General features: G+C 73.1%; 12 protein-coding genes. 3 read left to right on the forward strand and 9 right to left on the reverse strand.

Features of this window, described 5'->3' with window-relative positions; genetic code table 11:
- Positions 1-6: 6 nt before the first annotated feature.
- The 3 genes from ACZ518_RS24150 to ACZ518_RS24160 form a co-directional block, all read right to left on the reverse strand.
- The gene (locus tag ACZ518_RS24150; protein ID WP_469115069.1) at positions 7-1,482 is read right to left on the reverse strand and encodes a bactofilin family protein; all 1,476 of its coding nucleotides are present in this window, start codon (positions 1,480-1,482) and stop codon (positions 7-9) included.
- A 78-nt stretch (positions 1,483-1,560) separates the two neighbouring features.
- Positions 1,561-3,105 carry an MFS transporter gene (locus tag ACZ518_RS24155; protein WP_469115070.1) on the reverse strand — a complete coding sequence of 515 codons (1,545 nt, stop codon included), beginning with the start codon at positions 3,103-3,105 and terminating at the stop codon, positions 1,561-1,563.
- A complete protein-coding gene (locus ACZ518_RS24160; protein ID WP_469115071.1) occupies positions 3,105-3,653 on the reverse strand; it encodes a TetR/AcrR family transcriptional regulator in 549 nt (182 codons plus the stop codon). Before ACZ518_RS24160 ends, ACZ518_RS24155 begins: the two co-directional genes overlap by 1 nt.
- A gap of 101 nt (positions 3,654-3,754) precedes the next feature.
- Here ACZ518_RS24160 and ACZ518_RS24165 point away from each other — a divergent pair, with 101 nt between their 5' ends.
- Positions 3,755-4,267 carry an HAD domain-containing protein gene (locus ACZ518_RS24165; protein WP_469115072.1) on the forward strand — a complete coding sequence of 171 codons (513 nt, stop codon included), beginning with the start codon at positions 3,755-3,757 and terminating at the stop codon, positions 4,265-4,267.
- A gap of 105 nt (positions 4,268-4,372) precedes the next feature.
- On the opposite strand, the gene argH is transcribed toward ACZ518_RS24165, so the two are convergent.
- Positions 4,373-5,800, reverse strand: coding sequence for an argininosuccinate lyase (gene argH / locus ACZ518_RS24170; protein ID WP_469115073.1), 1,428 nt, complete (start codon positions 5,798-5,800; stop codon positions 4,373-4,375).
- 257 nt (positions 5,801-6,057) lie between these two features.
- Between argH and ACZ518_RS24175 the strand changes: the two genes are divergently transcribed.
- Positions 6,058-7,569 (forward strand): hypothetical protein, encoded by a 1,512-nt coding sequence (locus tag ACZ518_RS24175; protein ID WP_469115074.1) that lies wholly within the window; start codon positions 6,058-6,060, stop codon positions 7,567-7,569.
- Between the two features lie 61 nt (positions 7,570-7,630).
- The gene (locus tag ACZ518_RS24180; RefSeq protein WP_469115141.1) at positions 7,631-8,317 is read left to right on the forward strand and encodes a L,D-transpeptidase family protein; all 687 of its coding nucleotides are present in this window, start codon (positions 7,631-7,633) and stop codon (positions 8,315-8,317) included.
- A gap of 26 nt (positions 8,318-8,343) precedes the next feature.
- Here the strand turns inward: ACZ518_RS24180 and ACZ518_RS24185 are convergent, their stop codons facing one another.
- The 5 genes from ACZ518_RS24185 to argC are packed head-to-tail and all read right to left on the reverse strand — an operon-like array spanning position 8,344 to position 13,180.
- Entirely contained in the window at positions 8,344-8,883 is a 540-nt protein-coding gene (locus ACZ518_RS24185; RefSeq protein WP_388944993.1) for an arginine repressor, read from the reverse strand.
- 7 nt (positions 8,884-8,890) lie between these two features.
- Positions 8,891-10,096 (reverse strand): acetylornithine transaminase, encoded by a 1,206-nt coding sequence (locus ACZ518_RS24190; RefSeq protein ID WP_469115075.1) that lies wholly within the window; start codon positions 10,094-10,096, stop codon positions 8,891-8,893.
- On the reverse strand, positions 10,093-11,001 hold the full coding sequence (argB, locus tag ACZ518_RS24195; protein WP_469115076.1) for an acetylglutamate kinase: 909 nt from the start codon (positions 10,999-11,001) through the stop codon (positions 10,093-10,095). The genes ACZ518_RS24190 and argB overlap by 4 nt, the downstream gene beginning before the upstream one ends.
- Entirely contained in the window at positions 10,998-12,155 is a 1,158-nt protein-coding gene (gene argJ / locus ACZ518_RS24200; protein WP_469115077.1) for a bifunctional glutamate N-acetyltransferase/amino-acid acetyltransferase ArgJ, read from the reverse strand. Before argJ ends, argB begins: the two co-directional genes overlap by 4 nt.
- Positions 12,152-13,180, reverse strand: a complete 1,029-nt coding sequence (argC, locus tag ACZ518_RS24205; RefSeq protein WP_469115078.1) for an N-acetyl-gamma-glutamyl-phosphate reductase — start codon at positions 13,178-13,180, stop codon at positions 12,152-12,154. Before argC ends, argJ begins: the two co-directional genes overlap by 4 nt.
- Between the last annotated feature and the right edge of the window lie 37 nt (positions 13,181-13,217).

Consider the following 13,217-nt stretch of genomic DNA (forward strand, 5'->3'; position numbering starts at 1 on the left):
GGCCGGCTACTGCCGCTGGAGTGACCGGCTGACGCCCGCCGCCGTGGTGGTGGCGAGGACCCAGCCGGTCACGATCAGCACGTACGACAGCCACTGGTACCAGCCGGCCGGCGCGAAGGCGCCCTCCTGCCCGAAGCCGATGATCGGCAGCATCAGGTCGAGGGTGTAGAAGAGCGGGTTGAACTCCGGCGCCTCCCCCGCCTTCAGCGCCCGCGGCGGTGTGATCCCGTAGGCGAGGGTCCCGGTGACCGTTAGCGCCAGCAGCCAGGCCGCCGCGCGCATCGGCCGGAAGCCGTAGCCGACGGTGGCGTCCTGGAGCAGGCCCCAGAGCCGGGTGTGCCGGGGCTGGGTCCGCCGGTGGCGGCGCAGTTTGGCCAGCTGGGCGGTGCGGGCGGCGGCCTCGTCGCCGACGGTGCGGTAGGCGGCGGCCAGCTGCTCGTATGCGTACGGCAGGTAGCCGTCCTCCTCGCGCTCCAGCAGCGGCAGGCGTTCCTCGGCGGGCAGGTGGGGGTGGAGGAGCCGGTAGCTCAGCCCGTCGGCGCGGACCAGGGGCGGCCAGACGGACGGCTCCGCCCAGAGCATGTCGAACTGGCTGCGGCGCAGGTTGACGATCCCGTCGATGGTGGGGGCCTTGCGCAGCCAGAACTCCCCCATGACGGCGGAGCTGGCGCGCAGGGCCACGTTTCCGGGGTTGGACAGGTGTGCCCGGCCCAGGAAGAGCTGGCCGGGGATGCGGGCGCCGGTGAGGTTGACCATGCCCTCGGCGTGCAGCCGGTGGCCGCGTACGTCGCTGCCGACCACCAGGGTCTCGGCGTGCAGGGCGATGCCGCCGGGGTTGACGAGCCTGGCGCCGTCGAGGTTGATCTGACCGGCGACGCTGGACCCGTTGAGGCGCAGCTCGCCGTGGACCGTGAGGTCGTTGGCGATGATGTCCGTGCCTATTTCCGCGTGGTTGAGCTGGAGCGGCGGCTCGTCGGCCTCGTCGGGCAGGCTGCCCTGCCGGATGACGGCGCCCTGGAGGAAGAGGCCGCCGGCGATCTTCGCGCCGGCGAGGCGCACGGGGCCGTCGATGCGGCAGCCGGAGAGTCTGAGTACGACCTCGACGCGTACGGTGGCGGCGGTCAGGCCCGGCAGGGTGGAGTCGCCGAGGACGAGGGCGCGCAGCTGGGCGCCGTACATCATGGGTTTGCGTTCGAACCAGCAGGACCGCATCCGGATCGGGTGGTCGACGACCGCGTACTTCAGGTCGAGCTTGCCGCTGATCCTGGCACCGTAGAGCTTGATCCCGGCGACGTGCCCCTCGGCCGCCGTGCCCCCGACGAGGAGGTTGCGCAGCACCTCGGCGCGGACGGTGCGGCCGGGGCCCCAGTCGGCTCCGTCGTGGGAGGTCTCGTCGGGGCTCTCGCGGAAGTCGACCGCCTCGCCGCGCGGGAAGGCGTCGACGACGCGGCGTTCGGCCGGGGTCAGGTCGTTGATCTCCATCGCCGGGATGGTGTCCCGGGATCCGACGGACTGTCAATTCCGCGAAATCCGTCCGGGACACGACCGCCTGGCGGTGCGTCAGTGCTGGACGCCGTCCTGGAGCTCCTGGCCCTTGAGCAGGAACCAGGCGGCCGCCGCGGTCGCCAGCAGGACGGCGGCGCCCACGCCGGAGGCGAGCCGCAGGCCGTCCACGAAGGCCTCCTGGGCCGCGCCGACCATGGTGTGGGCGGTCTGCGGGTCCAGGGCGCGGGCGGCCTCCACGGCGCCGCCGAGCGATGCGTGCGCGGCGTCGGCCACCGGGGCGGGGACCTGGGCCGGGGCGGTGAAGCCCTGGTAGACGCCGGTGACGACGGAGCCGAGCAGGGCGATGCCGAGGGCGGCGCCGAGTTCGTACGCGGTCTCGGAGACGGCGGAGGCCGAACCGGCCTGCTCCTTGGGCACGCTGGAGAGGATGACGTCGGCGGTGACGGTGAAGGAGAAGCCGGCGCCGAGGCCGACGACGAGCAGGGCGGCGCCGAGCAGCGGGTACCCGGTCTCGCGGTGGATGACGGTGAGCGCCGCGAGGGCCAGGCCTATGGCGGCGAGGCCGCCGGTGACGATGACGCGTACGGAGTACGTGCGGGCGTACTTGCCCGCGACCAGGCCGGTGGCCACCGCGCCGATGGCGGCGGGCAGTTCGGCGAGGCCCGCTTCCAGGGGGTCGCGGCCCTGCACCAGCTGGAAGAACTGGGAGAGGAAGAAGACGAGGCCGGAGAGGCCGAAGACGGTCAGCAGGTCGGCGAGGACCGCGCCGGAGAAGCCGCGGTGCTTGAAGAGCCGCATGTCGAGCAGCGGGGAGGGGAGGGCGAACTGGCGGCGTACGAAGGCGTAGAGGCAGGCGGCGCCGAGGACGGCGGCGGTCCAGACGCCGGGGGTGGCGCCGTGGGTGGCGGCTTCCTTGACGGCGTAGACGACGCTGATGACGCCGACGAGGGACAGGGCGACGCTGATCAGGTCCCAGGGGCCCGCGACGGGGTTCTTGGACTCGGGCAGCAGCCGGATGCCGACGAGGACCAGGGCGATCATCACCGGGAGGTTGATGAGGAAGACCGAGCCCCACCAGAAGTGCTGGAGCAGGGCTCCGCCGACGACGGGGCCGACGGCCGCGCCGGCGGAGGCGGTGGCGCCCCAGATGCCGATGGCGAGGCTGCGTTCGCGCGGGTCGTGGAAGATGTTGCGGATCAGCGCGAGGGTGGACGGCATGAGGGTGGCGCCGGCCACGCCGAGCAGGGCGCGGGCGACGATCATCATCTCGGGGCTGGTCGCGTAGGCGTTCAGGACCGAGACGGCACCGAAGGCGGTGGCGCCGGTGAGGAGGAGCTTCTTGCGGCCGATGCGGTCGCCGAGGGAGCCCATGGAGACGAGCAGGCCGGCGATGACGAAGGAGTAGATGTCGCCGATCCACAGGAGCTGGGTGCCGGACGGCTTGAGGTCCTCGCTGAGGGAAGGCGTCGCGAGGCCGAGTACGGTGGCGTCGACCGCGACCAGCAGGACGGCCAGGACGAGCACGGAGAGGGCGAGCCAGCGCCCCCTGCTCTTCTCCTCCGCCCCCGTCCCCCGGTGCAGCTGTTCGGTTCGGCTCATCACTCCACGCTCCGTCGTGCGCCACCGAGCAGCAACTCGGTGATCATGTACTGGAAGTCCTTGGCCGCGACCCGGCCGTCCATGACGGCCCAGGCGCAGCTGCCGACGAGGCCGTAGAGGGCCTCGGTGAGCCAGGCGGGGCTCAGGTCGATGCGGATGTCGCCCTCCTGCTGTCCGCGCCTGAAGAGCGCGCTGACGCGGGCGTCGAGGCGGGCCCAGCCCTCGTTGACCTGGTCGCCCTCGAAGAGCTGGTTCTCGGTGACGAGGAAGGCCAGCAGCTGGGCGTTGGGCTCGGTCTCGGCGATCAGCCGCCTGAGGGCGTCCACGGCGGTCCCCTCGTCCAGGCGGGCCCGGTCGAAGGCGCCCTCGAACTCGCGGATGCCGAGGTCTTCGAGGGCGCGTACGAGGGCGTCGCGCCCGGCGAAGTGCCGGTGGAGGGTGGCGCGGCCGATGCCGGCGGCGCGGGCGACCTCGTCCATCGTGGCGGTCGACTTGCGGGAAAGCAGGGCCGCCGCGTCGCGGAGCACCTGGTCACGATCCATGGCCATGAGACAAGCATACCCCGAATGAGACACGCACGTCTCATTCGTTGATCCGGATCAAGGAAAACGGGTCGCCAGCGGGGCGGCCCGGGAAGAAACCTGGAGCCATGAAGCCACTGCTGCTGATCGACGTCGACGGACCCCTGAACCCGTACGCCGCCCGGGCCACGCGCCGCCCCGAGGGCTACACCACCCACCGGATGCGGCCCACCGGCTTCACCGACGGCAAGCCGCTGCGGGTCTGGCTGAACCACGGCCACGGGGCGGAGCTGCTCGCGCTGGCCGACTCGTACGAGCTCGTCTGGGCCACCACCTGGAAGGACGAGGCGAACGACTGGATAGGCCCGCACCTGGGGCTGCCGCGGCTCCCCTTCATCGACTGGCCGGTGATGCACGGCCGGGCCCCGCGCGGCACCTTCTGGAAGACGCAGTACGTCCTGGAGTACGCGGGCGCGCGGCCGTTCGCCTGGATCGACGACGACATCACGGCCATGGACCACGAGTACGTCGACCGGCACCACCTGGCGCACGCCCTGCTGATGTACGTCGACGAGCGGATCGGCCTGACCCGGCCGGACTTCGACGCACTGGCCGACTGGGCCGACGACCAGACCGGCTGATCCGCCGTCCGCCTCCGCCGCCCCCGGACACGCCGGGAACGGCGGGAACGCCGCAGGGGCGGTACGGGCCGATACGGCCCGTACCGCCCCTGCGGGCCGTATCGGCTACTGCTTGTGGACGGCCCAGGCGTGCTGGATGACCAGGTCCGCCTTCAGCTCGGTGAGCTGGACCGCGACCGCCGAGGGGGCGGTGCCGCCGCGGCCGTTGCGGGAGGCGAGCGCGCCGGGGACGTTGAGGACGGTGCGGACCTCGGGGGTCAGGTGCTCCGAGATCTTCGCGAACTGCTCGTCCGTGAGCTCGTCCAGCTCGATGCCGAGCCCCTCGCACTCCTTGACGCACTCGCCGGCGACCTCGTGCGCGACCCGGAAGGGCACGCCCTGCTTGACCAGCCACTCGGCGATGTCGGTGGCCAGCGAGAAGCCGGCCGGAGCCAGCTCCTCCATCCGCTCCCGGTTGACCGTGAGGGTGGCCATCATCCCGGTGAAGGCCGGCAGCAGCACCTCGAGGGTGTCGCAGGAGTCGAAGACCGGCTCCTTGTCCTCCTGGAGGTCCCGGTTGTAGGCGAGGGGCAGCGCCTTGAGGGTGGCCAGCAGGCCGGTCAGGTTGCCGATGAGGCGGCCCGACTTGCCGCGCGCCAGCTCCGCGATGTCCGGGTTCTTCTTCTGCGGCATGATCGAGGAGCCGGTGGAGAAGGCGTCGTGGAGGGTGACGAAGGAGAACTCCTTCGTGTTCCACAGGATGATCTCCTCCGCGATCCGGGACAGGTTGATCCCGATCATCGCGGTGACGAAGGCGAACTCGGCGACGAAGTCGCGCGAGGCCGTGCCGTCGATCGAGTTGCCGACCGAGCCGCGCTCGAAGCCCAGGTCGGCCGCGACCGCCTCCGGGTCCAGACCCAGCGAGGAGCCGGCCAGGGCGCCCGAGCCGTACGGGGAGACCGCGGTCCGGGTGTCCCACTGCCGCAGCCGCTCCGCGTCCCGGGACAGCGACTGCACGTGGGCCAGGACGTGGTGGGCGAACAGGACGGGCTGCGCGTGCTGGAGGTGCGTCCGGCCGGGCATCGCCACGTCCGGGTGCGCCTCGGCGAGCCCGACCAGCGCGTCCTGGAGGTCGGCGACCAGGCCGCCGATGATCCGCGCGTGGTCGCGCAGGTACATCCGGAAGAGGGTGGCCACCTGGTCGTTGCGGGAGCGGCCGGCGCGCAGCTTGCCGCCGAGGTCCGGGCCGAGCCGCTCCAGCAGGCCGCGCTCCAGGGCGGTGTGCACGTCCTCGTCGGCGATGGTGCCGGTGAAGGAGCCGTCGGCCACGGCCGCCTCCAGCTGGTCGAGGCCCGCGATCATGCGGTCGAGCTCCTCGGCCGTGAGCAGGCCCGCCTTGGCGAGCACGCGGGCGTGGGCGCGCGAACCGGCGATGTCGTACGGCGCGAGGCGCCAGTCGAAGTGGACCGACGCGGACAGCTTCGCGAGGGCCTCGGACGGGCCGTCGGCGAACCGGCCGCCCCAGAGCCGGACGTCACCGTTGTTGCTGCTCACAGCTGCTCCTCATGAGGGTGGTGGTGCGACGGTCTCCCCACCGCGCAGGAAGCGGGGAGACCGTCTCGGTACAGCGTCAAACGATTCACGGCGCGATGCGACGCACGATCGGCCGGGGTAGGCATAACTATGCATTGCTCCGTATGTTTCGTCAATCGAGGTCCGGTGTCCCACCGCTGACCAGCCCGTATATCGGGAGCGCTGACCGCCCGCGGCCACCTACGATCGCGCGAGCGGAACGATCCCGGGGAGGGCACATGTGGAGCGCGGCCGAGAACGCGTCATGGGGGCGCAACGTGGCCGGGGGTCTGCTGCGCGGGGACGCCTCGCCGGTGGCCGCCAGGCTCGCGGGGAACAGCCCGGACGCCTGGATCGCCTTCGACGAGGAAGTGCGCCGCCTCCAGCGCTTCTGCGACGGCCCGACGGCCGGCGCCGGCCGGCTGGAGGCCCGGCTGTGCCACCCCGACGGGCGGATACGCGAGGCCGCGCTCGCCGCGTGGCGCAAGCCGCCGCTCCAGCTCGTCCTCCTCCGGTGCGCCGACCGGGTCCCCCAGGTCCGCGAGCGCGCCCGCAGGGTGCTGGGCCGGGTGGTGGCCCAGCACCCCGTCCGCAACCGGGACCGGGCCCGCCGGACGCTGAACCGGCCAGTGGCCGACGACCCCGCCCACGTGCTGACGGCACTCGCCCCGCTCGCCGTGCGGCTGGGCGGGCGCGAGCACGGCGGCTGGGCGGTGGAGCAGCTGGAGGCCGCCCTGAGCGGCCGGTACTCCCTCCTCGCCGCGTGGTGGCGCCCCGGGCTGCCCTCGACGACCTGGAGCTGGAACTCGCTGACCGCCCGGCAGCGCGCGGGCATGCTCGAACGCCTGGCGGGCAGCGCCGACCGGCCGACGCGCCGCTTCGCGGCCCGGGTCGCCATCGCCTGCGGGCAGTACGGCGCGCAGGAGCTCGCCCGGCGGGCCGCCGCCGAGCGCGACCCGGTGACGGCCCGGGTGTGGACCGACGCCGCCCTGGCGGCGATGGCCGCCGACGGACCGGACGACGGAGCCGTCGACGCCCTGCTCGGCTCCCGCTTCGTCGCGGTGCGGGCCGCCGGGGTGACCGCGCTGCGCCGGGCCGGGCGGGCGGCCGAGGCCGTGGACCACCTGGCGGACCGGGCCGGCCAGGTCCGGGCCTGCGCCCGCTGGCTGCTGCGCCAGGACGGCGGTGACCCGTACGCGCACTACCGCGCGCTCGTCACGGACCGGCAGCGGGTGACCCGGTACGCGGTGACAGGCTTCCGGGAGGTGGCCGGACGGGCCGACGGGCCGCTGCTGCACGCCCTGCTGGACCACCCCGAGGGCGCGGTACGGTCCGCCGCCGTGGCCGGGCTGCGCGGGCTGGGCCTCGACGTCGAGGACGCGGTCCTGCTCGCGCTGCTGGAGGACCCGTCCGCCTCGGTGTCCCGCGAGGCCGCGTTCAGCCTCCTCCGCGTGGCCGGGCGGCTGGACTCCGCCGCGCTGGCCGCGCGTACCGGCCCCGAGTGGCCCACGCACGTCCGCCGGGCGGCGTTCCGGCTGCTGCGCGGCCGGGGCGGGAGCGCCGAACTGCGGGCCTCGGTGGCCATGATGACGGACCCGGACCCGGGGCTGGGCCTGCAGGCACGGAGCGCCGTGATCAACTGGAACTGGCTCAGCACCCTCGACGAAGGGGAGGCGCACCACGCGGAGCTCGGCGTACTGCTGGCACGGGCGGCCCGGGTGCTGGACGTCCACCGGATGCGGCTGCTGTGACACGCTTCCACGGCCTGCCTGCGCGGCCGCCGCGCCCGTCGGCCGTACCGTCTGACATGTGCTGCGTACCGCCCTGCTCACGGGCTCGCTGATCCTCGCCGGGCTCTTCCCGTACGGCCCCGACCCGCTGCCGGCGCGCCTCGCCGACACCGGCGGCGGCAGCCAGCTGATCACCGCCGTCGCCCCCGGGCCCGGTGCCACCACCGGGGTGCTGACCTGGTGGGACCGGCGCGCGGGGCGCTGGTTCGAGGCCGGCAGCGCGCCCGCACGGTTCGGCGCGAACGGCCTGACCGAGGGCACGACCCGGGTCCAGGGCACGGACACCACCCCGGCGGGCCTGTACGAGCTGCCGTACGCCTTCGGCATCGCGCACGCCCCGGCCGGAACGGAGTACGCCTACCGGCGGGTGACGGACCGTTCGTGGTGGTGCCAGGACAACGCCTCGGCCGCCTACAACCGCTGGACGGAGCCGCTGCCCGCCGACTGCGCGCCGGGCGAGTCCGAGCACCTGGTGGCGTACGGGCAGCAGTACGCGCACGCCCTGGTCATCGGCTTCAACTACGAGCAGCCGGTGCGCGGCCGCGGCGCGGGCATCTTCCTGCACGTGAACGGGAAGGGCGCCACAGCCGGCTGCGTGTCCGTCCCGCACGGGGCGATGCGCGAGCTGCTGCGCTGGGCGGACCCCCGCCGCCGCCCGCACATCGCGATCGGCACGGAGACCGGCGCCCTCGACGTGACCCGCTACTAGGCCGTGCCTGAGCCAGAAGCCGCGGGCTAGCCCTCCTTCTGCGCCAGGCGCAGAAGGTGGTCGGCCAGGGCCTGGCCGCCGGCCGGGTCGCGGCTGATGAGCATCAGGGTGTCGTCGCCCGCGATGGTGCCGAGGATCGCCTGGAGTTCGGCCTGGTCGATGGCCGAGGCGAGGAACTGGGCCGCGCCGGGCGGGGTGCGCAGGACCACGAGGTTCGCGGAGGCCTCCGCCGAGATCAGCAGTTCGCCGGAGAGGCGCCGCATGCGCTCCTCCTTCGCCGACTCGCCGAGCGGGGCCTGCGGGGTGCGGAAGCCGCCCTCGCTGGGGACCGCGTAGATCAGCTCGCCGCCGGTGTTGCGGATCTTGACCGCGCCCAGCTCGTCGAGGTCGCGGGAGAGCGTCGCCTGGGTGACGCTCAGCCCGTCGTCGGCGAGCAGTTTGGCCAGCTGGCTCTGGGAGCGGACCGGCTGCCGGTTGAGGATGTCCACGATCCGGCGGTGGCGGGCGGTGCGGGTCTGCGGAACGGAGGGGCCGCCGTTCTGCTCGGGTTCCTGCGCCTGGCTCATCGTCGTCTCATTCTCCGGATCGTCCCGCTTCGTCGAGGATGCCGGGAAGTGCCCGGACGAACGCGTCCACCTCGGCCTCGGTGATGACGAACGGGGGCATCAGCCGTACCACGTCGGGGGCGGGCGCGTTGACCAGGAATCCGGCCTGCTGGGCCGCGAGCTGCACCTTCGGCGCGAGCGGCTCCGTCAGCACGATACCCAGCAACAGACCCGACCCGCGGACGTGGGAGACCAGTCCGTGACCGGAGGCTTCGATTCCGGAGCGCAGCCGCTCGCCCCGGGCCTTGACCCGGTCGAGCAGTCCCTCGGCGGCGATGGTGTCGATCACGGCGAGGCCGGCGGCGCAGGCGACCGGGTTCCCGCCGAAGGTGGTGCCGTGCTGGCCGGGCTGGAGCAGGTCCGCGGCCGGGCCGAAGGCGGCCACCGCGCCGATGGGCAGACCGCCGCCGAGGCCCTTCGCGAGCGTGACGAGGTCGGGCTCGACCCCCTCGTGCTGCTGGTACTCGAACCAGCTGCCGCAGCGCCCGATGCCGGTCTGCACCTCGTCGAGGGCGAGCAGCGTCCCGGTGGCCCGGGTGATCTCGCGGGCGGCCGTCAGGTAGCCGGCGGGCGGGACGACCACGCCGTTCTCGCCCTGGACCGGCTCGATGAGGACGAAGGCGGTCTCCTCGGTGACGGCGGCCCGCAGGGCCTCCACGTCGCCGTAGGGGACGTGCGTCACGTCGCCGGGCAGCGGCAGGAAGGGCGCCTGCTTCCCGGGCTGGCCGGTGAGGGCGAGTGCGCCCATGGTCCGGCCGTGGAATCCGCCGCCGGTGGCGACCATGTGGGTCCGCCCGGTCAGCCGACCGATCTTGTAGACGGCTTCGACCGCTTCCGCACCGGAGTTGCAGAAGAACACCCGCCCCTCGCGGCCGAAGAGCTGGAGCAGCCGCTCGCCGAGGGCGAGGACGGGCTCGGAGGCGTAGAGGTTGGATACGTGGCCGAGGGTGGTGATCTGCTCGGTCACGGCGGAGACGACGGCCGGGTGGGCGTGTCCGAGGGCGTTGACCGCGATGCCGCCGACGAAGTCGGTGTACTGCTTGCCGTCCGCGTCCCAGACCTGCGCGCCCTCACCGCGTACGAGGGCCAGCGCCGGGGTGCCGTAGTTGTTGGTCAGCGCTCCCTTCCAGCGGGCGGCGTAGCGCTGGTTGCCGGTCTCCTGGTTGCCGCTCACTCGCTGTCCCCTCCCTGTGCGTCGGGCACGACCATCGTGCCGATTCCCTCGTCGGTGAAGATCTCCAGCAGGATCGAGTGCTGGACCCGCCCGTCGATCACGCGGGCGGTGCTGACGCCGCCGCGCACCGCGTGCAGGCAGCCCTCCATCTTCGGCACCATGCCGCTGGACAGCTCGGGCAGGAGCTTCTCCAGCTCGCTGACGGTGAGCCGGCTGATGACCTCGTCGCTGTTGGGCCAGTCCGCGTAGAGGCCCTCGACGTCGGTGAGGACCATCAGCGTCTCGGCGCCGAGTGCGGCGGCGAGCGCGGCCGCGGCCGTGTCGGCGTTCACGTTGTACACGTGGCCGTCGTCGGCGCTGCGCGCGATGGAGGAGATGACCGGGATCCGGCCGTCCGCGAGCAGGGCCTCGATCGCGCCGGTGTCGATGGCGGTGATCTCGCCGACCCGGCCGATGTCGACGGCCTCGCCCCCGATCTGCGGGGTGTGCTTGGTGGCGGTGATGGTGTGGGCGTCCTCGCCGGTCATTCCGACGGCGAGCGGGCCGTGCTGGTTGAGCAGGCCGACCAGCTCCCGCTGGACCTGGCCCGCCAGGACCATGCGTACGACGTCCATGGCCTCCGGGGTGGTGACCCGCAGGCCGGCCTTGAACTCGCTGACCAGGCCCTGCTTGTCGAGCTGGGCGTTGATCTGCGGGCCGCCGCCGTGGACGACGACGGGCCGCAGGCCGGCCTGGCGCAGGAAGACCACGTCCTGGGCGAAGGCCGCCTTCAGGTCCTCGTCGATCATGGCGTTGCCGCCGAACTTGATGACGACGATCTTGCCGTTGTGCCGGGTGAGCCAGGGCAGCGCCTCGATGAGGATCTCGGCCTTGGGGAGCGCGGTGTGGCGCCTCGCGGTGCTCATGAGCTGTACGCGCTGTTCTCGTGGACGTACTCGGCCGTCAGGTCGTTGGCCCAGATGACCGCGGACTCGGAGCCGGTGGACAGGTCCGCGGTGATGCGCACCTCGCGGTCCTTCATGCTCACCAGGTCGCGGTCCTCGCCGACGGAGCCGTTCTTGCAGACCCAGACGCCGTTGATGGCCACGTTGAGCCGGTCCGGGTCGAAGGCCGCCGCAGTGGTGCCGATGGCGGACAGGACCCGGCCCCAGTTGGGGTCCTCGCCGTGGATGGCGCACTTGAGCAGGTTGTTGCGGGCGATGGACCGGCCGACCTCGACCGCGTCCTGCTCGCTGGCCGCGCCGATCACCTCGATGCGGATGTCCTTGCTGGCGCCCTCGGCGTCGCCGATCAGCTGGCGGGCGAGGTCGTCGCAGACGTTCCGTACGGCGTCGGCGAAGGCCTCGTACGCGGGGACCCGGCCGGAGGCGCCGGAGGCCAGCAGCAGCACGGTGTCGTTGGTGGACATGCAGCCGTCGGAGTCGACCCGGTCGAAGGTGGTGCGGGTGGCGTCCCGCAGCGCCTTGTCGAGGGTGGCGCTGTCGAGGTCGGCGTCGGTGGTGAGGACGACGAGCATGGTGGCCAGGCCCGGGGCGAGCATGCCCGCGCCCTTGGCCATGCCGCCGACGGTCCAGCCGTCCTGGCCGGCGGTGGCCGTCTTGTGGACGGTGTCGGTGGTCTTGATGGCGATGGCGGCGTCCTCGCCGCCGTCGGCGGAGAGGGCGGCGGCGGCCGTCTCGATGCCGGGGAGCAGCTTGTCCATGGGGAGCAGGACGCCGATCAGGCCGGTGGAGGCGACGGCGATCTCACCGGCGTTGTGCTCGCCGCCCAGGACGGCGGCGGCCTTCTCGGCGGTGGCGTGGGTGTCCTGGAAGCCCTTGGGACCGGTGCAGGCGTTGGCGCCGCCGGAGTTGAGGACGACGGCGCTGACGGTCGCGCCGCGCAGGACCTGCTCGGACCAGCGCACGGGGGCGGCCTTGACGCGGTTGGAGGTGAAGACGCCCGCGGCGGCCAGTCTCGGCCCGTTGTTGACCACGAGGGCCAGGTCGGGGTTGCCGTTCGCCTTGATCCCGGCGGCGATGCCCGCCGCCGTGAATCCCTGTGCAGCCGTCACGCTCACGGCGCCACTCCAATCGTGGAAAGACCCAGCGCCTCGGGGAGCCCGAGGGCGATGTTCATGCTCTGCACCGCACCGCCGGCGGTGCCCTTGGTGAGGTTGTCGATCGCGCTGATGGCGATGATCCGCTGCGCGGACTCGTCGTACGCGACCTGGACGTGGACGGCGTTGGAGCCGTACACCGCCTTGGTGGTGGGCCACTGGCCCTCGGGGAGGAGCCGGACGAAGGGCTCGTCGGCGTAGGCCTTCGCGTACGCGGCGCGCAGCGACTCCGCGGTGGTGCCGGGCAGGGCCTTGGCGGAGCAGGTGGCGAGGATGCCGCGCGGCATGGGCACGAGGTTGGGGGTGAAGGAGACGGACACCCGCTCCCCGGCGAGCGGGGAGAGGTTCTGCACCATCTCGGGCGTGTGCCGGTGGGCGCCGCCGACGCCGTACGGGGTCACGGTGCCCATGGCCTCGGAGCCGAGCAGGTGCGGCTTGAGGGCCTTGCCGGCGCCGGAGGTGCCGGTGGCGGCGACGATGACGGCCTCGGGTCCGGCGAGCCTCGCCTGGTAGGCGGGGTAGAGGGCGAGGGAGACGGCGGTCGGGAAGCAGCCGGGGACGGCGATGCGCTTGGTGCCGGCCAGGGCGGCCCGGCCGCCGGGGAGCTCGGGGAGCCCGTAGGGCCAGGTGCCGGCGTGCGGGGCGCCGTAGAACTTGTCCCAGTCGGCGGAGTCCTTCAGCCGGTGGTCGGCACCCATGTCGACGACGAGGACCTCCTCGCCGAGCTGGGCGGCGACGGCGGCGGACTGCCCGTGCGGCAGGGCCAGGAAGACGACGTCGTGGCCGGCGAGGGCCTCGGGCGTGGTCGCCTCCAGGGTCCGTCCGGCGAGCGGGACGAGGTGCGGCTGGAGTGGACCGAAGGGCTGTCCGGCGTTGGAGTGGCCGGTCAGCGCGCCGATCTCCACCTCGGGGTGCGAGAGCAGCAGGCGCAGGACTTCACCGCCCGCGTATCCGCTCGCTCCGGCCACCGCTACACGTACCACCATCGGACCCTCCTCCTCGATGGCATGACTATACGTACCT

The sequence above is a fragment of the Streptomyces sp. NPDC033966 genome (assembly GCF_055575955.1).